20 protein-coding genes are annotated in these 24,813 nt (G+C 66.6%); 12 read left to right on the top strand and 8 right to left on the bottom strand.

Annotation, left to right across the window (positions count from 1 at the left end):
* The first annotated feature begins 27 nt into the window (after positions 1-27).
* On the top strand, positions 28-642 hold the full coding sequence (locus ACZI8Q_RS14395) for a TetR/AcrR family transcriptional regulator (RefSeq protein WP_463374222.1): 615 nt from the start codon (positions 28-30) through the stop codon (positions 640-642).
* 7 nt (positions 643-649) lie between these two features.
* Here the strand turns inward: ACZI8Q_RS14395 and ACZI8Q_RS14390 are convergent, their stop codons facing one another.
* On the bottom strand, positions 650-1,336 hold the full coding sequence (locus tag ACZI8Q_RS14390) for an ABC transporter permease (RefSeq protein WP_463374246.1): 687 nt from the start codon (positions 1,334-1,336) through the stop codon (positions 650-652).
* Between the two features lie 205 nt (positions 1,337-1,541).
* Between ACZI8Q_RS14390 and ACZI8Q_RS14385 the strand changes: the two genes are divergently transcribed.
* Positions 1,542-2,081, top strand: coding sequence for a DinB family protein (locus ACZI8Q_RS14385; RefSeq protein WP_463374221.1), 540 nt, complete (start codon positions 1,542-1,544; stop codon positions 2,079-2,081).
* A 7-nt stretch (positions 2,082-2,088) separates the two neighbouring features.
* Here the strand turns inward: ACZI8Q_RS14385 and ACZI8Q_RS14380 are convergent, their stop codons facing one another.
* Positions 2,089-3,630 carry a multicopper oxidase family protein gene (locus ACZI8Q_RS14380; RefSeq protein ID WP_463374220.1) on the bottom strand — a complete coding sequence of 514 codons (1,542 nt, stop codon included), beginning with the start codon at positions 3,628-3,630 and terminating at the stop codon, positions 2,089-2,091.
* Between ACZI8Q_RS14380 and ACZI8Q_RS14375 the strand changes: the two genes are divergently transcribed.
* Positions 3,629-3,754, top strand: coding sequence for a hypothetical protein (locus tag ACZI8Q_RS14375; protein ID WP_463374219.1), 126 nt, complete (start codon positions 3,629-3,631; stop codon positions 3,752-3,754). The genes ACZI8Q_RS14380 and ACZI8Q_RS14375 overlap by 2 nt on opposite strands.
* Before the next feature lie 54 nt (positions 3,755-3,808).
* Positions 3,809-4,798: a rod shape-determining protein gene (locus ACZI8Q_RS14370; RefSeq protein WP_463374218.1), complete on the top strand. Its 990-nt coding sequence runs from the start codon at positions 3,809-3,811 to the stop codon at positions 4,796-4,798.
* Positions 4,799-4,820: 22 nt separating this feature from the next.
* Here the strand turns inward: ACZI8Q_RS14370 and ACZI8Q_RS14365 are convergent, their stop codons facing one another.
* Positions 4,821-7,649 carry an FtsW/RodA/SpoVE family cell cycle protein gene (locus ACZI8Q_RS14365; protein WP_463374217.1) on the bottom strand — a complete coding sequence of 943 codons (2,829 nt, stop codon included), beginning with the start codon at positions 7,647-7,649 and terminating at the stop codon, positions 4,821-4,823.
* A 13-nt stretch (positions 7,650-7,662) separates the two neighbouring features.
* Entirely contained in the window at positions 7,663-8,946 is a 1,284-nt protein-coding gene (locus tag ACZI8Q_RS14360) for a hypothetical protein (RefSeq protein ID WP_463374216.1), read from the bottom strand.
* A gap of 357 nt (positions 8,947-9,303) precedes the next feature.
* On the opposite strand from ACZI8Q_RS14360, the gene ACZI8Q_RS14355 reads away from it, so the two are divergent.
* Both ACZI8Q_RS14355 and ACZI8Q_RS14350 read left to right on the top strand, forming a co-directional pair.
* Positions 9,304-9,549: a type II toxin-antitoxin system Phd/YefM family antitoxin gene (locus tag ACZI8Q_RS14355; RefSeq protein ID WP_463374215.1), complete on the top strand. Its 246-nt coding sequence runs from the start codon at positions 9,304-9,306 to the stop codon at positions 9,547-9,549.
* Positions 9,546-9,806 (top strand): Txe/YoeB family addiction module toxin, encoded by a 261-nt coding sequence (locus ACZI8Q_RS14350; protein ID WP_463374214.1) that lies wholly within the window; start codon positions 9,546-9,548, stop codon positions 9,804-9,806. Before ACZI8Q_RS14355 ends, ACZI8Q_RS14350 begins: the two co-directional genes overlap by 4 nt.
* An 8-nt stretch (positions 9,807-9,814) precedes the next feature.
* On the opposite strand, the gene ACZI8Q_RS14345 is transcribed toward ACZI8Q_RS14350, so the two are convergent.
* On the bottom strand, positions 9,815-11,101 hold the full coding sequence (locus ACZI8Q_RS14345; RefSeq protein ID WP_463374213.1) for a hemolysin family protein: 1,287 nt from the start codon (positions 11,099-11,101) through the stop codon (positions 9,815-9,817).
* 225 nt (positions 11,102-11,326) lie between these two features.
* On the opposite strand from ACZI8Q_RS14345, the gene ACZI8Q_RS14340 reads away from it, so the two are divergent.
* Positions 11,327-11,557 (top strand): FitA-like ribbon-helix-helix domain-containing protein, encoded by a 231-nt coding sequence (locus ACZI8Q_RS14340; protein ID WP_463374212.1) that lies wholly within the window; start codon positions 11,327-11,329, stop codon positions 11,555-11,557.
* A complete protein-coding gene (locus tag ACZI8Q_RS14335; RefSeq protein ID WP_463374211.1) occupies positions 11,554-11,949 on the top strand; it encodes a type II toxin-antitoxin system VapC family toxin in 396 nt (131 codons plus the stop codon). The genes ACZI8Q_RS14340 and ACZI8Q_RS14335 overlap by 4 nt, the downstream gene beginning before the upstream one ends.
* Positions 11,950-12,044: 95 nt before the next feature.
* Here ACZI8Q_RS14335 and ACZI8Q_RS14330 read toward each other — a convergent pair whose 3' ends face one another.
* The 3 genes from ACZI8Q_RS14330 to ACZI8Q_RS14320 form a co-directional block, all read right to left on the bottom strand.
* Entirely contained in the window at positions 12,045-13,520 is a 1,476-nt protein-coding gene (locus ACZI8Q_RS14330; protein WP_463374210.1) for a dynamin family protein, read from the bottom strand.
* The gene (locus ACZI8Q_RS14325) at positions 13,517-15,295 is read right to left on the bottom strand and encodes a dynamin family protein (protein ID WP_463374245.1); all 1,779 of its coding nucleotides are present in this window, start codon (positions 15,293-15,295) and stop codon (positions 13,517-13,519) included. Before ACZI8Q_RS14325 ends, ACZI8Q_RS14330 begins: the two co-directional genes overlap by 4 nt.
* Before the next feature lie 184 nt (positions 15,296-15,479).
* On the bottom strand, positions 15,480-17,933 hold the full coding sequence (locus tag ACZI8Q_RS14320) for an IniB N-terminal domain-containing protein (protein WP_463374209.1): 2,454 nt from the start codon (positions 17,931-17,933) through the stop codon (positions 15,480-15,482).
* Between the two features lie 248 nt (positions 17,934-18,181).
* On the opposite strand from ACZI8Q_RS14320, the gene ACZI8Q_RS14315 reads away from it, so the two are divergent.
* From ACZI8Q_RS14315 to ACZI8Q_RS14300, 4 genes are all read left to right on the top strand, one after another.
* Positions 18,182-19,957, top strand: a complete 1,776-nt coding sequence (locus ACZI8Q_RS14315; protein WP_463374208.1) for an Hsp70 family protein — start codon at positions 18,182-18,184, stop codon at positions 19,955-19,957.
* Between the two features lie 3 nt (positions 19,958-19,960).
* Entirely contained in the window at positions 19,961-21,916 is a 1,956-nt protein-coding gene (locus tag ACZI8Q_RS14310) for a helix-turn-helix transcriptional regulator (RefSeq protein ID WP_463374207.1), read from the top strand.
* An 89-nt stretch (positions 21,917-22,005) separates the two neighbouring features.
* Positions 22,006-23,355 (top strand): hypothetical protein, encoded by a 1,350-nt coding sequence (locus ACZI8Q_RS14305; RefSeq protein WP_463374206.1) that lies wholly within the window; start codon positions 22,006-22,008, stop codon positions 23,353-23,355.
* 107 nt (positions 23,356-23,462) lie between these two features.
* Complete coding sequence (locus ACZI8Q_RS14300) at positions 23,463-24,776, top strand: S1 family peptidase (protein ID WP_463374205.1); 1,314 nt, start codon at positions 23,463-23,465, stop codon at positions 24,774-24,776.
* Positions 24,777-24,813: the final 37 nt, after the last annotated feature.

Genomic DNA, 24,813 nt, shown 5'->3' with positions numbered 1-24,813 from the left:
ACCGATTGTCGACTGTTAGGAACACCCTTGGGACGGCCTCGCCGACACGATCTCGACGACCTGCTCGACCACACGCGCGAGCTGTGGGTGCGGCGGGGCACTTCCGGTGTCACGATACGAGCACTCAGCGACGCATCCGGAGCCTCGAACGGCGCCATTTACAACGCATTCGGTTCACGGGACGGACTACTGGCGGCGGCGTGGGCACGTGAGGCGACCAAGTTCGTCGAATTCCAGCGCGCCGCCGTCGACGACGCACTCGCCACGAACGGATCCGGCTCGGATGCGGTCGTTGCGGCGGCGCTCGCCCCCGCGGCCTATGCGGCGCAGGCCGATCTGGGCGCACAGTTGCTGCTCTTCGTGAAAGCTGACGACCTCGCCACCCCGGATCTGACGGAGGCGCAGCGCCGCGAGTTGACGGGGCTGCGACGCTCGCTGAGTACCTTGATCGCGCTGCTTGCGGACGAAGTGTGGCACCGCCGGGACGCAGCCGCACTGACTTTCATCAAGTACTGCGTCGTCGACCTGCCGTCCGCGTTGCTTCTCGAGGCCGCGAACGTGACCGATCCGCTCGCCGCGCGTGCGCTCGAACAGGCCGTGCGTGGGGTGGTCTCGGTGCCTCCACCGGCACCGGCCGCATGACGAGTACCTATCGGTGGACGACGCCCCGGGACACCAGTTCGATCGTCACGGCGACCGAGCAGGTCTGAGCGAGCAGCAGCCCCACGAGAACCAGAATCTGCACCGCCCCGGCCTGGACGGCGGAACCGGTGGCCAGCAGCACGCCGACGAACGCTCCGGGCAGGGTGACCAGCCCGACGGTCCTGGTTTGATCGAGCCCGGGCAGCAGTGCATCGGCCGCGGCCGGCCGGGCGACCTCGATCCGGGCATCGCGGTCTTCCAGCCCCAGGCTCAGGGCGGCCTCCACCTCGCCCCAACGCTCCGTGATCGAGTCGAGCGCCTTGCGGGCGGCAAGGGAGGTGGCGACCATCGCGTTCCCGAGCACAATTCCGCCGATCGGCACGAGTGCCACACCCTCGAGCGGAACTACCCCGCTGATCAGCATCGGGGGAAGCACCATGCCGATGCCGGTAACGAGTGCGAGCGCCAGCCACCAGCCGGAACGTCCGGCCTCGGACCTGTGCACCGACGTCCATACGGCGGCGGCGAGCATCACGACCAACACGAGAATCGACGACCAGAGGTGTGTGAGCGCCGCTGCGAGAACGAGTGACACCAGCGCCAATTGCGCTGCGCCGCGAACTGCGGCTGCGGGAGCGACGAACACGCTGCCGAGCCCGGTGAAGCGATACACCAGGGCGGTGCACAGGGCCATCACCACGCACAACGTGGTGAGTGCGAGACCCGGATCCGAAAGCGATGCACCCACCCGCTCAGTCTTTCCAAAATGTCCGTGGCGGATACCGGGAACGCGCACACTCGGTTCGATGATCTCGGCCCGCCTGCGATCATTCAGGACCGTTTCTGTCCGCGATACGAAATAGCGTTGTCATCACCACCGAACGAATGGGAGCAACGACATGACCACGAACAACTCCGCACTCACCGGCGAGCGTGCCGACCTCCTCGCGATCCTCGAGGATCAGCGCCACAACTTCCAGATCACCCTGCGCGGACTGACCGAGGAACAGGCTCTCGAGCGGTCCACCGTCAGCGAATTGACGCTCGGTGGTCTCGTGAAGCACCTGGCCCAGGTCGAAGACCACTGGATCACCACCATTCTGGAGCCGGACGAGACCGCCGAGTTCGACATGGACAACGCAACGGACACCTACCGGCTCGCAGAGGGAGAACTGTTCGCCGACCAGGTCGAGAAGTACGAGACGACGGCGCAGCGGACACGAGACGTGATTGCCGGCCTCGAGGATCTCGACGTACTCGTGCCACTGCCGATTGCTCCGTGGACACCCGAGCGTGAATGGTGGACCGCTCGAAAGATCCTGCTGCACATCATTCGCGAGACTGCCCACCACTCAGGTCACGCCGACATCATTCGAGAATCCCTCGACGGCGCGAACACCACGATGCAGATGGGCGCGGACGCCGGAATGGAATTCTGATCCCTGTTCACCGATGCCCGCCGTGCGACGCGTGACCGGCGTGATCTGCGGCGGGCATCTCGCCCGGCTCCTGCCCCGGCGCCACGACGACGAACTGACCCATCATCCCGTTGTCCTCGTGTTTCAGCATGTGACAGTGGTACATGTACGGAAACGACGGGTCCGCGTAGTCGGTGAAGCGTACGAGTAGCCGAACGGTCTCACCACGCGGTACGTACACGGTGTCCTTCGGGCCGGACAGTGCCGGGTCGTCGGTGCCCAGCACCTGAAACTGCACGTCGTGGACGTGGAAATTATGGATCTGCCCGCTGGCATTGCGGACTTCCCACACCTCGGTGGTTCCCAGGGTCACCACCTCGTCGATCCGGGACATGTCCATTTCTTTCCCGTTGATCTCCCGGGACCCATTGAGCTCGAACGTCCTCGTTCGTTCCGGTTCGCCGAGGTCCTTCTGCTCCGCCAATCGATCCGGAACTTCGGTGTTCGGTTCGAGGGTCTCGGCCGCGCGAAGTTCGAGGATGTCCAGGGTGTCGTCGCCACCTCCGAATCGTTCGGCCCAGAAGTCGGCGCCCAAATCCGGTGGTGTGCTTCGTAACACGGCGTCGGTGCCGGGTGGAATCTCCACGACGATCTCCGCCCGCTCCCCCGGCGACAACATGATCGACTCGAGTTGCTGCGGCGCTTCGAGCAGGCCACCGTCGGTCCCGACGAGCCGGAACGGCAGGCCGGTATCGAAGCCGAAGTCGTAGACGCGGGCATTGGAGGCGTTGAGGAGTCGAAGGCGCACCCGCTCGGTCGTGACGTCCAGGTAGGGCGCAGACGTGCCGTTGACCAGGATCTCGTCGCCCAGGATTCCGGTGTCGGCGAACATGGACGGATTCACGTCCAGCTGATCCCCGTCGAACTTCTTGTCCTGGACTATCACCGGGATGTCGTCCACACCGTACCGACCGGGAAGGTCGGCCCCTGCCGGATCGTCGACGATCATCATTCCCGCCAGACCCCGGTACACGTGTTCGGCGGTGGATCCGTGCAGGTGGGGGTGGTACCAGAGAGTTGCCGCTGGCTGATCGACCACCCAGTTGGGCGACCAGGTCGTATCCGGTTCGACCATCTGGTGCGGTCCGCCGTCCATCACCGCAGGCAGATGCATGCCGTGCCAATGCAGAGTGCTTGCCACTCCCAGCTCGTTGGATACGTTCATCCGTACCGACTCGCCACGAGTCATGCGGATGGTCGGACCGAGATGGTCACCGTTCACGCCCCAGGTGCGGGTCTCGGGGCCGTGCCCCAGGTCGGTCGATCCTTGTCGCATCTCGAGGTCGAAGACGCGTGTGCCGTCCGGCTCCACGGTGGACTCCGCGACGGGAGGAATGTGAAGTGCCCGGGAGAACTCGACTTTGCCGACGGTATCCACGTCGGCGGTCGAATACGCATACGTAACGACGCCGGCGAACAAGGAGATCACGAGCAGAACGGCGGCCACGAGGCCACCGAGGATCCTTGGCCACACACGGCGCCGGCTTCGCGGCGGGTCACTTTTCGGCATGCGCCGCATGTTTCCGAAAATCGAATCGGTGGACATCCAGGAAGTCCCGGAGATGCGCCCGGACTCCGACCCTGATTCGGCGTCGATCTTCTCGCCGAAACCGTCCGAACCACAGCAGCTCTGAGTAGCATCGAGGTCATCTGCTGAACATCATTTTCCCAGGCCCTTGGAGGTCACGGTGGGTGGACTCGGTATCGATTTCGGAACTGCCAACACTGTCGTCGGCACCCCCGAAGAAGGCATAGTCCTGAACGAGCCTTCGTTCATGTTGGTGCGAACGACAGAGCCGAGTCGCGCCTTGGCGATCGGTAAGGACGCGCGTGATCTCGTCGGCCGTACTCCGGTCGGAGTCACGTCGGTGCGCCCGATGAAGGACGGGGTCGTCGTGGATCTCGAGTCTGCGAGGGCGTACCTGTCTGCGGTGGTCAAACGGGTGGGCCCGCACCGCCGCTTCGGGATCCGGCCGAAAGGTGTCATCTCGGTCCCGGCAGGCGCCACTCCGCTCGAGCGGCGGGCCTTGCTCGAGGTCGGCCACGAGGCGGGCATGCGGAAAGTCGGATTGATTCCGGAGCCGGTTGCCGGGGCGTTCGGTTGCGGAATCAATCCGCTCGAGGCCCGTGCTCATCTCATCGTCGACATCGGGGGCGGCACTTCGGAAATCACCGCGTTCTGTTTCGGTGGAATGCTCTCGCACCGCAGTTGTCGGCAGGCAGGCGACGAACTCACCCACGCGCTCTATCAGTACCTGAGATCGGAGCACAAGATCATCGTCGGCCAACTCACTGCCGAGCGAGCAAAGGTCGGTTCACCGGACGTCTCGGAAGGACAATCACTGGTCCTGGAAGGTCGCGATGCCGTGACCGGCCGTGCACGCCTGGTCACGCTCGAGACCGACGAGATCGTGGAGGCGCTGAAGCCGACCACTGCGGGAATCGTGCAGGCCCTCACCGCGTGCCTGGAGGACCTGCCCGCCCAGGCGGTCGGCGACGTGATGTCCGAGGGGCTGCTCGTCATCGGTGGCGGGTCGATGCTGCGTGGTCTGGCACCGCTGCTCGAATCGTCCTTCGGGTTCCCGGTGAAGACGGCCGAGCGCCCCCTCACCTGTGTGGCCGAAGGGGCTACTGCATGTTTGGAGCACCCAGAGGTCATCGCCGCCTACAGCAACTGATCGCCTGCTCTGCGTGGACTGATCACCTGGTCGGCGTGACGGGAGGCCGCTCCGCGAGGTAACGCTCGAGGATCGGCTTGACCACCGGTCCTGCCGTCGCCGACCCGAAGCCACCACCTCTTACCAACACCGACACCACGATTTCGGGACGGTCGAAGGGCGCCACCGCAGAGAACCACGCGTTGAGCCCCTCCCCTGGCGCCGACGGATCCTCGGCGGTGCCGGTCTTGGTACCGACTGGGACCGGCAACGACGCCAATTGTGCGCCGGTACCGGCGGTACCCGACGCCAGCATTCCCGCTCGCACGGGACCGAGCCGATCCGCGAACGGCAACGGAATCGGTACGTCCGTCGGAATCGGCGTGGCCTCGGCCCCGTAACCGGCCGCGAGCTGGGGGGTGACCATGGCTCCGGTGGCGATGCCCGATGTCCAGCGCGCCAATTGGATCGGGGTCGCGGTCACAGGGCCTTGGCCGATCCCCATCAGCAGGGTCGACCCCGGGTACCAGGTTCCTCCGATCTCGGTGACCGTTTCCGGTGTCCCCAGAAAGCCGTCGGCCTCGCCCGGCAGGTCGATCCCCGACGGCTGACCCACGCCGAGTTGTGTGGCGGTAGCGGCGATCCGCTCGGGCCCGATGCGTTCGGCAAGCTGGTAGAAGTACACGTTGTCCGACCACTGGAGCGCACCCACCAGATTGTTCGGCCCCATCGGCTTCCAGTTCCCGAACGTATGCCCACCGTAGGTGTACGAGGCTCCACCCGCGAGCTTCACGTCCGGTGACAGCACGTCGAATTCCGCGTTCGCCGCAGCGGTGACGATCTTGAAGGTCGAGCCCGGTGGTGCCGCCGTCTGGGTGACGTGATTGAGCAGCGGGCCCGGTCCCGGTGCATCGAGCTCTGCCGCAAGCGCGACCACGTCGACGGGTGGACCGTAGATGTTGTTGTCGAACCCCGGCACGCTGGCCATCGTCAGTACAGCGCCCGTCCGGACGTCCATCACGATTGCGGCGCCCACGTCGCCGCCGCTGGTGCGGACCGCATCGGTCAGTGCGTTGTTCGCCAATTCCTGCAGTCCGAAGTCGAGGTGCAGCCGAAGATCGTGTCCGGGTATCGGGTCCACGCGCTCACCGGGCGCGACGGGGCGTCCGCCCGAATCGACGTATACGCATTGCTTTCCGTCGCTGCCCCGCAACAGCGCGTCGTACTGCTTCTCGAGGCCCGACTTACCCACCCTGGACCCGAGCGCGAGGTGCGGCCAGCGTTGCATGTCGTCCGGGTCGGCGACACCGACATGTCCGAGCACGGTGCCGACCACTGCACGGTGCGGGTAGTGCCTTTTACCGGACGGATAGATCAGTACCCCGGGGATGTCGGCAGCCATGATGTGGCGAACCTGGTCGGGCGTTGCCTTGCCGACGACGACTTGCAGCTCCTCGCCGGAGTCGTGCAGAAGGTTTGCCATCTCGTCCGGGGAGATGCCGAGCAGTCCGGCGAGTTCGTTGCGATTGCCGGCACTGTCACCGTCGAACAGCAGAGACACCACGGCAACGGTGTACTCGGCCACGTTGACCGCGAGCGGCACACCGTGACGGTCGAGGATTTTTCCCCGCTCGGCGGGCAGGCGAATGCAGCGCGTCATCTGCTGGTCACTCAACGCGCGCAACTCGTCGCCACGATCCTTCTGAAGTTGCCACGTGAACACCGACATCGCGACGAGTGACGCGGTGACGATGAGTGCCCCGGCCGATATGCCTCGTGGTTGGCGACGGCGTCTGCCCGGCGGCGCCCAGAGCGGCCGGGCGACACCGTCTCTGCGGATTGCAAGCACCAATCCGATCTCGACGAAGCCGATGAGGGCGGCCGTGCCCCCGTAACTGAACAGTGGGATCGGCATCCCCCCGTGTGGCAGCACGGAAAGGCTCGCACCCACCGCGACCACGCCATGAACTCCGAACAGGGCGGCTATCCCGACGGCGACCAGGGCGGCTTCCTTGGTTCGCGCGGTCCGGGCGGCGATGGCCGCCCTCCACACGATCACCAATACCGCCAGCACGACTGCCAAGCCGGCGAACAAACCCCAGCCGTAGACGATGCTCGCGAAGGCCAGGTCGTGCTCGGATTCGGGCAGGTACTCGGCTCTGATGTCGTACAGGGGGTCGCCCGCCATACCCCACAACCCACCGCTGCCGATCGCGATGTCGGCTTGCAGTTCCGCCCAGCCCGACCCTTGCTCGTCGGTGTCGCTGGACAGGAATACGTGTATCCGTTCGAGCTGATAGGGCTGAAGGAACAGAACTGCCAGGGGAAGCGAGGCGAGTCCTGCCGCGAACAAGGGCAGCAGCGGCAACAAGGGCACCCTGGCGAGGATCAGCATGAGCACTGCGATCGCGGCGAGCACGGCGGCGGTCGACAAGTCGGGTTGCATGGCAACGAGCACAACGGGCACGGTCGTGACCGTCAGCACCGCCACCAACCGGCCGATGGTGTACCCGGCGGCCAGCAGACTCGCCGGGACCAAGACGAGGCCGAGCTTGGCGAGTTCGGATGGCTGAACGGTGAACAGGCCCAAGTCCAGCCAGCGCTGAGCACCCTTGACTGCGACACCGGTGACCAGCACGGCCGCCAACATGACCGTCGACACCACGAGCACCCCCCACCCGAACCTCCGCAGGTCGCCGAGCCGAATACGAGACACTGCGTACATGACGCCGAGACCGGCAACACCGAACAGGGCGTGACGGACCGCGTTCGACGTCATCCCTGTGGACATCAGGTTGAGCAGTCCGAGGAGGACGAGGACTATCGCGGCCCCGACGAGCCAGGGGTCGGATTCTCGCTTTCGCGCCTGCATGGTCGCCGGCGTCTCAGCACGTTGCGTTCTGGTCGGGTACGAGCACCGGCTGCGAGGCGGCGACCGCCGGGGCGCTGGTGATCGCGGCAAGCGCGAGCGCCGAACCGGGCGGCAACACGGTCCTGCTGATGCCGTACACCTGCTGCCGGCCTGGCTCCGGGCTCATCGTCACCTGCCCGGCCGGGTCGACTTGCCCCGAGCAACGGTCGTAGATGCGCAGTTCCCACGTCACCTCGCCGACGTCCGCTGCGGGATCGAGGTGAACGTCGACCCGCATCGCGCACGGCCCACCCGGGGCGCACGTTCCGTCGGCGAGTGTTGCGGTGACCTCGGTTATCGGACCTGCCTTGGGTGGGGCCCCGGTATCGACCGGCATCGGCATGGCCGTTACCTGCTCGGCGCCCGGATTCCCGTCACCTTCCGGCGGTAGCGGCGGAGGCGGCGACACCGGACGAATCTGATTCACCTCCGACGAATCGACCGGATCGAGAACGGCTTGCCACCCCCGGCGCAACTCCGACCACACGTCCGGGGCGAACCACACTGCACCGACGAGAACAGGAAGGACCGACAGCAACACCAGGAGCGTGCGCCGCGACGGCCGTCTCTTCCGGCGATGCCACACCTTCCGGACCGGCAGATACCGGCCCTCCGGTGCAAGGGATTGCCCCTCCGCTGGAGTCTGTCCGTGTACGTGATCCGCCGGGACGTGATAGTCCGCCGACGTGCGCTCGGTTGTCGCCGACACGAGTGAGGCAACCTGGCGCCGTATCCTCGGTTCGTCGGCGGGTTCGGATGCGGTCTCGGCTTCGCGGCGAACCAGTTGCGTCAGGCTCGCCGGATCCGACGCTTCGGCGATCGAGCGGTCCATTCGGTCTGCGAACTCGTAATCGCTGCAGTTCGCCGTGATGCTTCGCAGCACACTCACCGCCGCGTCGTGCACATCGGACCAGGAAGGGGTGCTTTCGGTGCGGTCGATGCCGAGACGCCCGGTATCGGACACCGTCACCGCATGCTCTGCGAGGCAGAGCGGATAACAGCGCTCCTGGTGCGCCCGTTCGAGCTGATCGATCACATCGGTGAGCAGCAGCGAGGCTTGAGCGGGTGTCAGTGCCGCGACGAGTAGCAGTTTGTGCAACTCGACGCCGTGACGCTCGGCGGTATCGGTGTGCCCCACCGGGTCGGTGCGTTCGCCGGGAGCGGTGCGTTCGTCGAGATCGGCGCGTTCAGGCGTCGCGGATCGGCTCTGCACCGGCGCGAGGTGCCCCGTATGTCGCCTCAGCACTGTTTCGATCATTGCGCCATCCCGGAACTCCGTTGCCCCGCGCGGGCGTGCGACTGTGCCGGAGCGGATGCCCGCCCCGAACCTGGATTGAGACTTGCTGGTTGCCGAAATCCGTTACGCCTATTTATATTCCATTCGCCGATACCGCCGCTTCGGGTGGACCATCCCGTAACGCAACCGAGACCCGAAACCCGCCGACTTCCATTGTGTACCCGTCCGGTCATGCGTGAATCGGTTATGCGCGAGGGAGACGAGATCCGATGTCGCCGCCCGGAGCACCGACCTCGGGGAGGTCGAGAACTGCGCCTCTACCGGCTGTGATCTACCAAGAGTGGTACCATATCTTGTACCACTAACAAGGAGGAGTGTATGGCGATCACGGCTTCCGAAGCACGCAAAACCTTGTTCCCGCTCATCCGGCAGGTCAACGAGGATCACAACCCCATCGAGATTGTTTCCAATGGTGGAAGCGCGGTCCTCATGTCCAAGGAGGATTACGACTCCCTCGAAGAGACGGCCTACCTGCTCAGGTCGCCGGCCAACGCACGGCACCTCATGAAGAGCCTCGATGAAGCGCGAACCGGTCACACCGCCGAACGCGAACTGATCGAGTGAAGCGAATATTCACATTCACCCCCACCGCATGGGATTCCTACGTGCAGTGGCAAACCGACAACAGGGCCGTTATCAGGTCGATCAACAAACTGATCACAGCAATCCTGCGTGACCCCTTCGATGGACCAGGCAAACCGGAGCCTCTCAAACATCAACTCGCCGGTGCCTGGTCTCGGCGCATCACCGACGAGCACAGACTCGTCTATCTCGTCGACGACCAACAGATCACCGTCATCTCGGTGAGGTACCACTACTGAGGGCAGGGTCAGCGATGCGGGCCGGGGCGGCCGGGGGCGTGAACCGACTCGACGCCGATGCGGTCGATCCGTCGCCCGTCCAAACGGGTGACGGTGAGCCGGTGGTTGCCGACGACAAGACTGTCTCCGACGCGCGGCATTCTGCGCAGTTGGTACATCACGTATCCGGCAATGGTTTCGTACGGACCCTCGGGGACGACGATTCCGGTGCGTTCGGCGAAGTCCTCGATGATCAGCATCCCGTCTACATGGTTTCCGTCGACGTGCTTGCCGTAACTGTCGCCGACGTCACCGATCTCGCCGATCAGTTCTTCCACGATGTCCTCGAAGGTGACGATGCCCGCCGTACCGCCGTACTCGTCGACCACGACCGCCATGCGCAGGTTGTCCTTCCGCATCACCGACAGCGCGGGCAGTGCGGGCTTCGTGCCCGGTAGATGCAGGATCTCCGTCATCACGTCGCGTGCCGTCCGTACGGCGGGTCCGGCTAGGAGGAGTTCGCGGACGTGGACGACGCCGATCACGTCGTCGAGCGAATCCCCGGTCACCGGGTAACGGGTGTGTCCACCGTGAACGGCCTGATTACGTGCGTCCTCGATGCGAGTGGAAGCGTCGACGAACTCGACGTCGGTACGTGGGCTCATCACTTCGGCGAGTGATCGTTGTTCGGTGTCGAAGACATCCGCGAGTATGCGGCGTTCGTCGTCGCCGAGCGCCGTGTGTCCTGCGACCAGCTCTCGCAGTTCGGCGTGAGTAATGTTCTCGCTCTTCTGATGTGGGTCTCCACCCAACAGACGCACGATGACATTGGTCGACGCGGACAGCAGTGCGATCACCGGACGCATCACGGTGGCAAAGCGGTCGATGAACGGCCCGGCGAACAAGGCGACCGAGGTAGCACGTTGCAGCCCTATGCGTTTGGGTACGAGTTCGCCGAAAATGAGGGAGAGGTAGGAGATGACGAGAGTGATCCCGACCAGTGCCAGCACGTCCGCAAGGCCCGTCGACAGACCCCAGGACTCGAGCACGGGCACAAGATTCGGGGCCAGTGCGGACGCGCCGTAGGCTGCGGAGAAGAACCCGGCGACGGTCACACCCACCTGCACGGCGGACAGAAACCGATTGGGATCGCGGGCCAGTGCGGCGGCACGTGCACCGCGTGCACCGCGGCTCTCGAGGCGGTCGACCTGACTGTCACGCAGCGTGACCAGAGCCATCTCGGTGCCGGCGAAAAGCCCGCCTATCAGGATGAACACCAGAACCAACGCGAGATTGCCTGCAAAATCTCCAGTCATCGCCATCCGTCCTCGGGTAAGTGGTCCCAGTGTATTGAAAAGACCAGGTTCCGCACCTCGCATCGGCTCGAGCATGGAAGTAATGGGCGGTGCAGGATCGACCCAACGATCGCTCGGCGAGTCCGCACCCCCGGCGAATGTCACACACGTTCAGCTCACGAGAACCGCTGTGACATTCGCCGGGGAGCGCTTGAAGGCCGCACCCGATGCAAGCATAATGTAAGCATGAAGAACGTCCTGGTACGCGACCTCCCGGATGACGTCCATGCCGCGCTTGCGCGCAAGGCAGAGCAGCGCCATCAGTCCCTGCAGCAGTTCTTGACTTCGGAATTGCGTCAGCTGGCAGAGCGACGCCAGGTGAGCGAGGTGCTGGACGACATCGAGGGGCGTGAAGGCGGGCAAGTCGGCCTGCAGCAAGCCGTCGAGGATCTCGGCACAGAGCGCGCCCGCGAATGATCGTGGTGGACGCGTCGGTCCTCGCCAACGCACTCGGCGATGACGAGGAGGCCGGACGCATCTCCCGCAGCGCACTGCGGGAGGCCGGCGAGTTCGCTGCACCCGACCTCATCGACGTCGAGACGGTAGCGGTCCTACGTAAGCGCTGGCTGACTCGAACTATGTCCGAACACCGTTTCGAGGTTGCCGTCGGCGACCTCGAGCAATTGCACTTCGAACGAGTTCCCACGTTGCGTCTGATGCGTCGCGCGTACGAGCTCCGTGCCAACGTGACCGCATACGACGCAACCTACGTGGCCCTGGCCGAAGCCCTCGGCTGCGAGTTGCTCACCGCAGACCGTCGCCTTGCCGCCGCGGCTGGACCTGAATGCGCCATCCGCGTCTTGTCGTGACCGCCCCGACGAACGTCGCACCGGTTCGCCCGAGCTGAACCGCTGTGACATTCGTCGGGGCAGGGAAGGGGGAATGCGGGAGAAAGCAGCAACCGTCAGCCGAGTTCCAGCAGGATGCCTTCGGCGCTGCGGGCGGCGGTGACGCAGGCACGGGAGGCGAACTGGTCCAGTAGTGGGTGTTCGGCGCGGGCCCGCCACTTCCGGACAGCGGCGAGCGCTCTCATCCGTTGCAGATCTCGTGTGTCTGTGTCGTCGGTGCCGAGCCGTTGGCTGATGTCGGTGCCGAATCCGCCTACCAGCCGTTGCAGTTCCAGCACATCCTCGGCGGACAGGCCGGTGTCGACGGACCGGAGTCGGCCGAGCAGCCGCAGTTCCCGGAATCCGTGCGAGTCCGCCAGCAGTCGCTCGGCGTCGGCCAGGATCTCGTCCGACCGGGCTACCGGGTACCTCACCAGCACCCGTTTGAGGGCCACCAGCGCCGAATGTGTCTTCAGCTGCTCGGCGCGTTGCCCGAACTGAACGTCGATCACCCGGCGCAACTCGTCGAGGCCGCTGCGCTGCAGCAATTCGGCTGCCAGCGTCGGGGAATCGCTCGTCCCCATACGGATGAGCGTCACAGCCAACCGGATTCCGAACAGGCCGAACCGGTCGACGAGGCCGGCGCGCATCGCCGGGTCGACCGGCAGCACTACATCGGCCCTCGCGAACCTGTCGGCCGACAGCATGGCGAGTTGGAGCTCCTCGGCCGGTACGTCGGCGAGTTGCCGCAGCGCCGTGAACTCCGTCTGACGCATGGTGCGGGCAGCGAGCGCGAGCAGACCGGCCACCGGAACGACCGACTGGCACAACCCTGTTCGCTCCAGCTCTCCCGCGAATCGCGTCGCCACCTCCTGGGCCGATATCATCGCGTCCAACCGCCCGGCGCCCACCTCGTCGGCACGTGCGACCACACCTACCACCCCGAGCGGACCGGATTCGGCGCCCACGTGATCGCCTATTCGGCTCAGAAGTCGGACATCGGTCGCGTCGAGAGTCCGCAGGAGGTAGACGACAGCATCCGCACCGGACGCGCCGTCTTCCGGAACCAGCATGTCGAACGTACGTGCCGAGACGTCGCGCGACAGCGAGGAAGTGCCCGGGGTGTCGACGATGGTCGTCCGAGTCAACGCCGAGGAGGGCCATTCCACGTCCAGTCGGTCGACCTGCGCCGCAGTGAGATCCCCCAATTCGAAGGTGAGTCGCCCCTCCCTGCGCAGCACCGGAACGTTCGCCCGACGCGGTTTCCCTGCATCGTCGTAGCAGGCCGTGACGGTGGGAGTCGCACCATTGCGGTACCAGGTCACCACCTTGGTGCACTCGGTTGCGTCGGTTGGCGCGATGTCCTGTCCGACGAGCGCGTTCAGGAGGGTCGATTTGCCCGCCTTCAACGAGCCGGCCAGGGCCACTCGCAACGGTTGACCGAGGCGTGCCTTGCATTCGCGCAGTTGCGCGCTCGCGTCCGGATGGTTGGCGTAGGTTCGCTGTGCTGCGGCAATCAGGGCGTGCGCGTCTGCGAGCTGGCGGGTGGTCATCGGTCCACCCGATCCGCGACACGGGCCCGCAAATCCGATGCCAGAAGTAGGTCCTTCTCCAGTTGCGTGACGCGTCGTGTGCGCTCGGCGGCCTCGATGTTCGCGGTCTCCTGCGCCGCCTTCAGCGACTCGTTGATCGAACGCAGCGACTGGTCGGCGACGGTCGTGAAGTGATCGCGCAGCAGGCGTTGGATATGGCGAAGCCGGTCCTTGGATTCCTTGCCTACCTGGAAGCTGACCTCGTCCGCGAAACGCCTGATGGCGGCCTTGGCCTCCGATCGACGCTTGACCACCCGACCTTCTCGGTCCTCACGGTATGCCTTGGTGCCCAACAGCACTCCGGCACCGACCGAGATCGGGTTGACCAGCGCCATCCCCATCATGGTGGTGATCAGCCCGAACATCAGCACACCGCCGTAGGAGCCGCGCATACCGACGAGCACCTTCTGGGTGATCCCGATCCTCCCCGACTCCAGGTCGGCAAGTGAGCCCACCGGTTCGAGGACGCCGTTCAGGTCGGCCACGTCGAGATGCGGCAGGGTCACTGCGCTCCCCTCGGTGAAGTGCTGGGCCACCACTTCGGCGAGCCACACCGCGCGGTCGTGCGCCCACACGAAGTTGTCGCCGATCGCCGTCGCGATTTCCTGCTCGAGCCACTGTCCGACGACGTCCCAATCGTTGCCGGGATCGCCTTCGTCGACGGTGGCCTCCGCCTCACGGGTGACGCGCCGTAATCGGTCGCGCAGGTCGTGATCGATGTCGGCGGCGAGGTCGGCGATGCCATCACCCAGGGTCTGCTGCCACAGCGATGTCTTCTTGTGCAGTTCTTCGGCGGTCACGCGAGCTTTCTGCAGTTCGGTCACGGCGGCGGCACCGGTGGCCGGGTCGCGCAGCGCCGCCAGTTCGCTGCCGATCCCCAACGTCAGATGCTCGGTGACCGACTGCACTTCCAACGCCACTGCCGCGCGAATATCGTCGGCGGCGCGAGCCATCACCCGCTCCCGAAGGAACGAGTAGAGGTCGTCGAAGCCGGATTCGCTGTTCAGCGACTCGTCCTGCAGTCGCAGCGCGTGGCTTCGCAGCATCGACGAGATGGGGAGCAGCGGCACGTCGAGTCCGGCGCGGCCCAGGTGGCCACGATTCGCGTCGACGATCGCCCGCCAGTGCGGGTACAGGTCGGTCTTGCTGACCAGGCAGGCCACCGCCGGGCACAGCGCCTGCACCTGACGGATGAACGCCACCTCCGGCTCCGTCAGCTCTCGACCGGCATCGGAAAGCACGAGCACCGCGTCCGCCGCCGGAATCAGGCCCAGGGTTCCGGCTGCGTGCGGGTTCCCGGCACCGCCGACGCCCGGAGTGTCGACGAGCACGACCCCGTCCGCCAGGAGCGGACTGGGCACGTTCACCTCGAGGCGCATCACCTCTCGTCCGGCCGCGAGCGTTGTGGACGGGGTGATGGAGTGCAAGTCGTCGAGGGGAACGGGCACCCGTGCAGGCTCCGTACCGGGCACCGCCAGCACCAGCTCGGCACTCGCCTCCGATGCGTTCTGCACAACGGTCGGAACGGCGGTTGTTTCGTCGTCACCCACGGTGCACACGTTCAGGTTGAGCAGCGAGTTCACGAACTGGCTTTTGCCCTGCGCGAGTGGGCCCACAACGACGACACGAATCCGTGGATCGGTCGCCCGCTGCTTGGTTCCCTCCGCCCGTTCGACCAGATCGGTGCGGCCGAATCTTCGGGCGACGGCTGCGGCCTCGTCGAGCACCGCGATCATCTCGGGCAGCGACGCCTCGCGCTGCCCGGTGGGACTGTTCTGCGTAGGACTCTCGCCAAGCATTGCCATCCTGCATTTCTCCGACCTCGTGCAGGCACCCGCTTCGATGCACTCACACCCGACTTGTGAATCCAGCCCCCGCTACGCATAAGCGCACAGGGGGCTGGATTCGTTACAGCTGCGATCAGTTCTCGAGCGAATCGACCGTGGTGACGGCGTCATCGGCCGCAGTGGTGGTGGCTGGGTCGTCCGGGAACAGGCCGCCTTGTCCGGCGCCGAAGGAGTCGGCACTGATCGACGACCACACGTTCTGTTGGCCGCCGATCGAGCCGGTGAGCCCGGTAGCGACATCGCCGACCAGCTGACCGCTGGTCTCTACGGCGCCGCCGACCTCGGCGGCCGCACCGGTCGTGGACTCTGCAGATCCGCCGACATTGGTTTCGGCAGCCCCGCCAGCTTCGAAGCTGCCACCGGCTTCGGCAGTGCCACCCGCTTCGGCGCCGCCGATCACGCCTCCACCGAACACGCCACCGAGCGAACCCAGAGCGCCGGCGCCACCGGAAAGTCCTGCGCCCAGCCCGGCAACGGCGTCCGTGGTGGCTCCGAGCGTCCCCGTCACATCGGTGGTCACATCAGTGGCCGCGGTGGCCGCGCCCTCCAGTGTCCCGCCAATGTTCCCTGCTGCGTCAGCGGCGCCGTCCAGTGCTCCGCCGATCGAGCCGGCAGCGTCCGCGGCACCGTCGATCGAGCCCGCTACATCGGCAGCACCACCGAGTGTGGTTCCGAGGTCGGCCCCTGTGTTCAGGTCGGCGTCGATACCGCCGCCTGCCTGGAGGGTGGATTCGAGCGTCGAGCCGAGAGTAGTTCCGAGGTCTGTGTCCACCCCGAGCGCGCCACCGAGCGCCGTGCCGAGTCCGGCCCCGATACCGCCGTCGGCTCCGAGCACCGTTCCCAGGTCGAGCGCACCATTGCCCTGGGCGGCTCCGCCGAGTACCCCGCCCAGTGCGGTGCCGAGTGCGGCGCCCGCCTCGCCGCCTGCTCCGAATGCTCCGCCGAGGACCGCACCCAGATCGCCCCCTGCCTCGGCGTCACCGGACACACCACCCGCTGCTTCCAACGCTGTGCCGAGGGCTGCGGTCAGGCCTGTAGTCGCGGCGCTATCCACGCCGAGGGCGGACCCGAGTGCCGTGCTCACTGTGCCTGCGAGGTCGGTGACGCCGTCGAGACCGAGACCGGATTCCAGGGCAGTGCCGAGGGCGGTACCCAACCCGATTCCGGCCGCGCCGTCGCCGCCGAGAGCAGCGCCCAACGCTCCACTCAACGCTGTGGTCAGGTCCGTGCCGGCTTCGATTCCGCCGCCTGCGCCGAGGATGCCACCGAGGTCGATTTCGGTGATTCCTCCGGCACCGAGCGCACCGCCGAGCGCAGTTCCGAGTCCGGCGCCCAGTCCTCCGTCGAGGTCGAGGGTCGTGTCCAACGCGGTGGCGAGTGCGGCGTCGAGTCCGAGGCCACTGCCGAGCGCCGCATTCAAGGCGCCGCCCAGCCCGCCACCGACGCCGAGTGCGCCTTCGAGCACACCACCGAGAGCCGCCCCCAGGTCCACACTCGCCGAACCACCCGCACCCAACGCTCCGCCGAGTGCGGTGCTCAGTGCGCCGCCGAGGCCCGCTTCCCCGCCGACGATCGCCCCGAGATCGAGACCGCCACCGGCCGCAAGGGCCGCATCCAACGCGCCGCCCAATGTGGAGTTCAACCCGCCGTCGACGCCGAGCGCACCGCCGAGGAGCCCGCCGAGGGACGCTCCCAGACCGCCGTCTGCGTCGAGGATTGCTCCGAGGTCGAGGCCACCGCCGATGTCGGCGAGCCCACCGAGTGTCCCGCCGAGCGCCGCGCCGAGGTCCGCCGCGATGTCACCGCCCCCGCCGAGCACGCCGCCCAGCGCCAGCCCGAGGTCGGCTCCGAGGTCGCCGCTGACGGCAACGGCGGATTCGATGGCACCGCTGATCGCACCGCTGACATCCAGTGCGGGAGCAACCGACTGCGCACTGCCGAGGGCTATTGCCAAATCGGTCGAAACGACTCCCCCGAGAGAGGTGAAGGCGTCGAGTGCGGCAGTGATCGACGCGCCGATGTCTGCGATCACGTCCACGTCCGTGCCGCCGCCGATCCCGGCCACCCCACCGAGAGCAGCGTCGAGGGCCGTGCTCAGGTCGAGGCCGAGTCCACCTCCGATCTGCCCTGCTGCGTCGATCGCCGTGCCCAAGGCGGCTTCGAGGCCGGTGGCTACATCCAGGTTCGCGCCCAGTCCCAGACCGAGTCCGGCCCCTGCGCCGACGCCGACCGCGCCGCCCACGCCACCGCCCAGTCCGAGGCCGCCGCCCAAACCGGCGCCCAGGCCACCTGCAGCCCCGCCGACCACGCCGCCTCCAGCTTCGAGGATGGTCGCAAGTTCCGTGCCGGCACCGGCGAAGAGACCGGACTCGGCAATCAGGGGTGCCACGTCGACGATGTCGGCCGGGGTCACGTCGTGAAGTCCGGCGGCTTCGAGGGCCGCAGCGGGGTTGTTGCAGTAGGCGGCCGCCGCCTGTTCGTCGCGAAGCAAGCTGAGGATGAATTCGAGGATTGCGTTGGTGGCCATGACGGGCTCCTTCGGGTTCGTAGCTGTTGGAATTCACGCTATGAACCCGGCGAGGCCACGCCAACGGGGAGCAACCCCCTATTCCGGCGAGGCTGTTAGGGGATCACGGATAGGGGGATCGTGCGGGATTAGGGGATTGTCCCCTCATGGGCGCCGACCTGCGGTTCGACGTAACGAAATCACTGTGACGCGCGACATCGACGGTGACTGTGGCGGTACTGTCCGCCCGCGGACCACAGGAGTCGCACATGCCCGCAGGGCTCGGAATCGGGATCGGATCGGTCAATACCGTGGCGGCGACGCACGGCACCGCCGACGTCCTCACACGCCGCGCCGTCGTGCACCTCGGCGGTCCCGACCACCCGGTGTTGTTGGGTGAGCGCCCGCACGATCCGGCGTACGTCAGCGTGTCCGGATTCGTCGACCGCGTCGGTGATCCCGTGGGCATCCTCGCCGACGACGGCGCCACTTACTCGGGTGAAGATCTGGTGGCCACTGCCGCCGGCTGCCTGATCCGCGACGCCGGACTCGTGAGCGCCGCCCCGGTTGTGATCGTTCACCCCACGACGTGGCAGCGGTACACGGTTGCCGCCCTCGCGTCTGCGCTCGAATCCGCGGGCATCGACGCCGTCGAGCTCGTGACCGACGCGGAAGCGGTGACGGCCTGGCTCGAGGGCACTCAGGGTCCGCTGACCGACGGGTTGTCGGTGATCTACGACCTCGGCGGAAACTCCCTGGACATCACGCTGGTGGGCCACGGGGACCAGCCCGGCCTGCTCGGCAAGCCGATCCACACCGAGGACTTCGGCGGCGGACTATTCGATCACGCCGTCACCACGTACGTGCTCGAGAATGTCACCGAGGAATTCGGCGACATCGACATGCACTCTCCGGCAGCGGTGCAGGCCCTGACTGAGCTTCGAGCCCGCTGCCGCGACGCCAAGGAAGCACTGTCCACCGACACGGAGACGACGGTGTCGGTGGACCTGCCCGGCGTCTCGTCGGAGGTCCGGCTGGTCCGCTCCGAACTGGAAGAGATGATGCGTGACCCGATCCTGCAGTCGGTCGCTCTCGTGCGCGATTCCCTGGCCGCAGCACACATCGACCTGAGCGATGTGCGGCAGGTGGTTCTCACGGGCGGGGGTTCGGCGATTCCGCTGGTTGCCGAACTGATGTCGGCGGAGTTTCGGGTTCCCGTGGTTGCGTCGGAGTATCCGGCTCACACGGCAGCTCTCGGTGGCGCACTGCTCGCCGCCCGGCGAGCCGCGACGCCCGCGCCGGACGCCGCGACGGTCACAACTACCGCTCCGAGTACCCGACCGACGTTCACGACGCCTCCCCCTGTTGTGTCGGTACCCGCATCCGAGATCTCGTCGAGTCGGGCGAAGAAGGCCGGATTCGTCACCGCCGCTGCGGCAGCCGTCGTGATCCTCGCCGGCGGCGGTCTCGCCTTGGGAACAGCGGGCGATTCACCGACTCGCGGCACCACAGCGGTCACGGAAGCCGACGCGGCCACCACCACAACCCGCGCCGGAGCCACAACCGCTGCGAACGGAACACCCACCACTGCGTCCGCAGCCACGCGGCAGGGCTCGACCGGCATCGACGCGCTCACCGGACAACCGGTAGCCGACGGCGGCACCACCGCCGCGCCGGGTTCCCCCGCAACCGAGGCCAGAAATGTGGCACCCACGCGCGAAGCACCGCGTGCGCCCGCGCCTGCCGGATCACCGCAGGAACCGGCACCTGCGCCGGATTCCCCCGTGAATCCAGCTCCCGCGCCCGCCCCGGCTCCCGCACCGAACGATCCTCCTCCCAATCATCCGCCGCCGCCTTCGATCGACGTCGACAGAGGCAGTGGTAGCGGGATGGGCGACACGATCGAAGACGTCGGGAACGGCGTCGGCGATGTGGTGGACGGCGTGGGCGGCGCTGTGGAAGGCGTGGGCAATGGCGTGGGAGGTGTCCTCGGCGGTGTGACCGATGGTCTCGGCGGAATCGTCGGCGGCGTGACGGGTGGATAACCGGTGCCCCCAGTGAACCCGGTGACCGTACCCGCCGACACGGATGCCCGCGAGGCGATGTCCGTTCTCGCCGTGGTTGCACTCGTCGGCGAAACCGACATCGACGCGATCGCGGCGGTACTCGGCCGCACACCCGCCGACGTCGATGTGGCCCTGTCCGCGTTGCGGGCTCGGGGCGACATCGATGCGCACGGATTTCCCGGTGACAGTGCGCGAGAATCGTTGACGCTCTGCGGCGAGAACCGTTTGGCGGCCATAGGTTCTGAAGTGCTCGAGTATTTCCTCGGGCGAGATGCGCTGACCGACGCCACGGCCCGCAATCTCGCAGCGTTCGGAACCCGAGACCCACGCCTCGTCGACTTCCTTTGTGCTCGAGGAGAACTCGTGGATCCGGCGGAGGCAGCCGACCTGTATGCGAGTGTGGCGGTGGCGGGTGCGTGCGGCACCGCGGTCACCCTGCGGCGTGCGGAGGCTTGTGCGCTCAGTGGCGATTTCGACACGGCAACATCGCTGGCGGATTCGGTGATCGAGAGCAGCGCCGCCAGAGGCTCTGCCAACAGCGTCAGCCCGGACGAACTCGCTGACGCGGTGCGCATTTCGGCCAGCGCCGCGGCGTTTTGCGGCAACTCCGATCGCAGCGCGCAACTGTACGAGTGGCTCGGCCCGGGGCACACAGCTGCGGACTCGCAAGTGGCGGCGACGGTGTTCGTCACGGTCGGAAATCTCGACGCCGCCGAGCAGTTGACGGCTGCCGCATCGGCGGCGGCGCCCACCGCCGCCAATGCCGGGATGGCACTGCTCGCGCGGGGTCTGGTTCAGTCCGTCATCTCCCCCGGTCCTGCCGCTCTCAACACGCTGACGCGCTCGCTGACGGTGCGCGGCGCACGTTCGCGCATTCTTCCCGATTCCGCTGCTGCGATCACCGCCCTCGCTGCACTCCACAGCGGCGATACCGCGCATGCCGAGACGGTTCTGGAACGGGCTTTGCAGCAGGGTGATCCGCTCGACCCGTATCGGCCGCGGCATTCGCTGTTGACGGCATGGACGGCGATGTCCCGCGGTGATCTGGTGCGCGCCAGAGCATTGGTCGACACGGTCGCCGACTCGAGCTCCGGGCAGAGGGACCTACTGTTCCTACACGCCCTGCGTGTGGAACTGGCGCGGCGCGGTGGCGAGCAGCCGGAATTGTTGCAGGCGTGGGCGAATGCCCGGAGTGTGATTGCCGAGTACTCGGTGGATCTGCTCAGTTTGCTGCCACTGGGTGAACTGTGGCTGGCGGCAGTTCGGATCGGCGACGCACCGTTGATTGCTCATCTCGTCGACCAGGCCGCCGATCTGCTTCGCGCGCTGGGTGAGCCGGCGTTGTGGGGGTCGGCATTCCATTGGTACGGGGTGCAGGCGGCGATCTTGGCCGAGACTCCGGCCGATCTGGTGCCCCATGCGCGAGCGTTGGGCGAGGCCGCCTCGTCGAGCCGGTACGCGGCCGCTCTCGCGGGGGCGGGCCGGGCCTGGTTGCGGGTGCTGCAAGGTGACGCTCCGGACCGCTCGCAGGTGGCCGAGGCGGCACAGGATCTGAGCCGGATCGGGCTTTCCTGGGACGGGGCGCGTCTGGCGGGCGAGGCCGCTCTGCGCGCAGCAGACACGAGGACGGCAACGAGTCTGCTTCAGGTGGCGCGGGAGCTGCGTCAACCCGTTCGCGCCGCGGCCACCGACGAGACACCGACTCCGGCCACCTCCGCAGGCGACGTACTCACCGGTCGCGAACGCGAGGTCGCCGAACTGTTGACGCTGGGATTGACCTACCGCGAAATGGGCTCCCGCCTGTACATTTCTGCGAAAACGGTGGAGCACCACGTTGCACGTATCCGTCGCCGCTTGGGCGCCGAGTCGCGGTCGGAGCTGCTCGCCATGTTGCGTGCCACGGGCTACGGACCCGCGCCTGTCGAGCGACCCCTGTAACCATTCCGGATCGCCACACGACACACTGGTCGACATCGCGTGGCCGAAACATCTGCCTCGCGCCACGGAGCAAACGGTAAGGGAATGCGATGAACACCGGAGTCGGGCTCTACGTCGGCGAGACGCAAAGCGTTGCTGTGGTGACCACGCCCGGCAACACCATTCGAACCATAGAGCGCGACACGGTGCTGTCTCCGCAGGAAGACGGCAGTGTCGAGCTCGGCACTCGAAGCGAGAATTCTGTCGAAGGATTCGTCACCCGTGTCGGCGAGACGGGTGGCATTTCCTACCGCGGTGCGAACACCACTGCCGAGGATCTGATCGCGACGGCCATGTTCTGCCTCTTCCGTGACCTCGCCCCGGAGTTGCACGGTGACGTCGACGTCGTGGCCGCGCACCCCTCGGGCTGGCCGAAGGAAGCAGTGAACGCGCTCCGTGAATCCCTCGATTACATGGGCCTGAAGCATGCGCGGTTGATCTCGGCGGAGGTGGCCGTCGCAACGTCGACGGAGTCGTTCACCACCGACAAGTCCCATACGGACGAGGAAGTCGATTCGCCCGTCTCCGAGAGCCGCCCCGGGTGGGCGGCCGCCCACGGCGGCGCGTTGATCGCCTCCGGGGTGGCGCTGTCGCCACTCGACTCCGGTCTCGAAACGGAGTCGATTCCTGTAGTGCCGCACGATCCGCCGACGGCATACTCACAGGCCGTCATCGCCCCGACGACCGGAGGCGTCTCCGGCGCCGACGACAACGTTTCGGCTGCGGCAGCCTCGACTGCATCCACTGCTGCGCCGGTCGCAGCGTCCCCGGCCTCTTCGTCCGGCGTTGCCGCAAGCACCACCGCCGCCACCGTCGAGTCGGCGGACGACAAACGGCGGCCCCTCGTGCTCGCGGGTGCCGCCGCCACCATGCTCATGCTCGCCGGTGTGGCGGTTGCGCTGGCATTCAACAACACCGGCACCACCGATGTCCCCGAAGTCCGCGACGCGAAGGTGGAAGCGAGCACCGCACCGTCGTCGACGCGTTCTACGACGATCGACTTCCCGACGGTCGCCGCGGAGGAAGTCGCGGCGACGACGCCGCAGAGCTGGGAGACGCCGAATGGCCGGCCGATGGAACGATCCGTTTCGGTGATCGTGCCGCCGCCGGTCGCGCCTCCTGTCGAAACGACACCTGTCGCGCCCCCGCCGGTGGACACCGCCACACCGCCGCCGACCACGACAGACTCGACCGCGCCCACGCCGACCGAAACGTCCGAGACGACGCCATCGGAGCCGGAGAGCACCGAGCCGTCGGAGACGACCGAGACGACTACGACATCACCCGAAACCGAGCCGAACCCCGAAGACGGAGCGGGCGGTGATACCGACGAAACGGACAGCACGGAGACCGAAGCCGGGGGCGCCACCGACGACCCCGGATCGAGTGACACGGCGTAAATTCGGCCGATTCTTCGGCGTGTTCGAGGCGAAGATCACACCCGGCGGAGGTCTGTCGGACCCGTGGCCTATTGTGGGGCGCTGATACTTCGAACCGAAGGGATTCCATGCGTAACAAGCTGGCGCTCCGCGCCGCCGCTGTGGGCGCCTCCGCGATGCTCCTCTCCTTCTCCCTCTCGGGCACTGCCCAGGCGGATCCTGTTACGCATACCGGTGTCGATCAGCTCAGTGCAGAGGAGTTGCCCGACGAGTTGGTCGAGGCGATCACTCGCGACCTGAACATCAGCCCCGAGGAGTACCTCGATCGCGCAGCGAAGGCACAGAAGCTCGGTTCGTATGCGGACGAGTTCCGTCAGCAGCACCCGCACGAGTTCGCCGGTGCGTGGCTCGGGCTCGACGGCAAGCCGTTCGTCGCGGTCACGTCCAGCGCGGCGGCCCAGCGTGCGGCCGCCGACGGCTACCACACCCGTCTCGCCCCGGTTTCGGAGAAGGGTCTGGAGCAGACGCTCGCGCAGCTCAACGACTGGATCGGCCTTCTCCCGAAGGATGTTGCGAGCCAAGTCAATTCGACCTCGATCGACGTACTCGACAACCGTGTGGTGATCGACATCGTCAACAGCCCCATAGGACGGGCCCTCAATCTCCCCACACTGCTGGCGAACGTCAAGGTGATGCTCAGCCCGGGCCACGGCGGAAAGACGGAGCGCGGCCCGCTCGGCGGAGACACCTACATCAGCACCCCCGGCGAGCTTTCCGACGCCGAACTGCGTGAGATCTCGGTGTGTTCGCTCGGGTTCAACGCCGTGGACGGTAGCGGCGACCCCGTGAACATCAGTGCGGGTCACTGCAACCCGGCACTGGGCCAGCCGTCGCCGGTGTTCCTCCCCAACCAGGAGAACATCGACGACAGCACCCGCATCGGCACGTTCTCGCAGTCTTCGGTCGGCAATCCCGCCGACGGACTCGACTACTCGGTCATCGCGATCAACGAGACGGGTGTCGAGGCCGGACTCGACCGTCCGGTCATTCGCGGCGCCGGCGGTACCACCCTCGAGATCACCGGTGTCGCCGACCCGGTCGTCGGTGCGCCGATCTGCAAGTCGGGACAGAACTCGGCGTTCACGTGCGGTGTGGTTGCGGCCGATCACGTCGAGACGCAGTTGTTCACGCACGACGGCTCGAGCCGCACCGTCCGCGGCTTCGCGGGCACCGCGTGCACGCTTGCCGGTGACAGCGGTGGCGCCATCGTGACGGGCACCCTGGCCCTCGGCATCACCAGTGGCTCCAACTCGAGCGGTGCACCCAACTGCACGGAAGCGAACTTGGTTCTCGCTACGGACGGTGGTACCGCGAATCTGGGCATTCCGGTCTCGGATATCGTGTCGGTCGCCGGTGATGGACTGAAGATCAGAACGAAGTAACACAAGTCACGCCCTCGCCTATATAGTCGAGGCGACT

It is taken from the genome of Rhodococcus quanlei (assembly GCF_055231015.1).
This window is presented reverse-complemented; position numbering and strand designations above follow the sequence as displayed.

Bases quoted from the DNA above. Each gene is read 5' to 3' on its own strand.
- ACZI8Q_RS14390 (WP_463374246.1), bottom strand. From the start codon at position 1,336: ATGGCCCTGTGCACCGCCCTGGTGTATCGCTTCACCGGGCTCGGCAGC.
- ACZI8Q_RS14385 (WP_463374221.1), top strand. From the start codon at position 1,542: ATGACCACGAACAACTCCGCACTCACCGGCGAGCGTGCCGACCTCCTC.
- ACZI8Q_RS14375 (WP_463374219.1), top strand. From the start codon at position 3,629: ATGCGCCGCATGTTTCCGAAAATCGAATCGGTGGACATCCAGGAAGTC.
- ACZI8Q_RS14380 (WP_463374220.1), bottom strand. From the start codon at position 3,630: ATGCCGAAAAGTGACCCGCCGCGAAGCCGGCGCCGTGTGTGGCCAAGG.
- ACZI8Q_RS14365 (WP_463374217.1), bottom strand. From the start codon at position 7,649: ATGCAGGCGCGAAAGCGAGAATCCGACCCCTGGCTCGTCGGGGCCGCG.
- ACZI8Q_RS14360 (WP_463374216.1), bottom strand. From the start codon at position 8,946: ATGATCGAAACAGTGCTGAGGCGACATACGGGGCACCTCGCGCCGGTG.
- ACZI8Q_RS14355 (WP_463374215.1), top strand. From the start codon at position 9,304: ATGGCGATCACGGCTTCCGAAGCACGCAAAACCTTGTTCCCGCTCATC.
- ACZI8Q_RS14345 (WP_463374213.1), bottom strand. From the start codon at position 11,101: ATGACTGGAGATTTTGCAGGCAATCTCGCGTTGGTTCTGGTGTTCATC.
- ACZI8Q_RS14340 (WP_463374212.1), top strand. From the start codon at position 11,327: ATGAAGAACGTCCTGGTACGCGACCTCCCGGATGACGTCCATGCCGCG.
- ACZI8Q_RS14335 (WP_463374211.1), top strand. From the start codon at position 11,554: ATGATCGTGGTGGACGCGTCGGTCCTCGCCAACGCACTCGGCGATGAC.
- ACZI8Q_RS14330 (WP_463374210.1), bottom strand. From the start codon at position 13,520: ATGACCACCCGCCAGCTCGCAGACGCGCACGCCCTGATTGCCGCAGCA.
- ACZI8Q_RS14325 (WP_463374245.1), bottom strand. From the start codon at position 15,295: ATGATCGCGGTGCTCGACGAGGCCGCAGCCGTCGCCCGAAGATTCGGC.
- ACZI8Q_RS14320 (WP_463374209.1), bottom strand. From the start codon at position 17,933: ATGGCCACCAACGCAATCCTCGAATTCATCCTCAGCTTGCTTCGCGAC.
- ACZI8Q_RS14315 (WP_463374208.1), top strand. From the start codon at position 18,182: ATGCCCGCAGGGCTCGGAATCGGGATCGGATCGGTCAATACCGTGGCG.
- ACZI8Q_RS14305 (WP_463374206.1), top strand. From the start codon at position 22,006: ATGAACACCGGAGTCGGGCTCTACGTCGGCGAGACGCAAAGCGTTGCT.
- ACZI8Q_RS14300 (WP_463374205.1), top strand. From the start codon at position 23,463: ATGCGTAACAAGCTGGCGCTCCGCGCCGCCGCTGTGGGCGCCTCCGCG.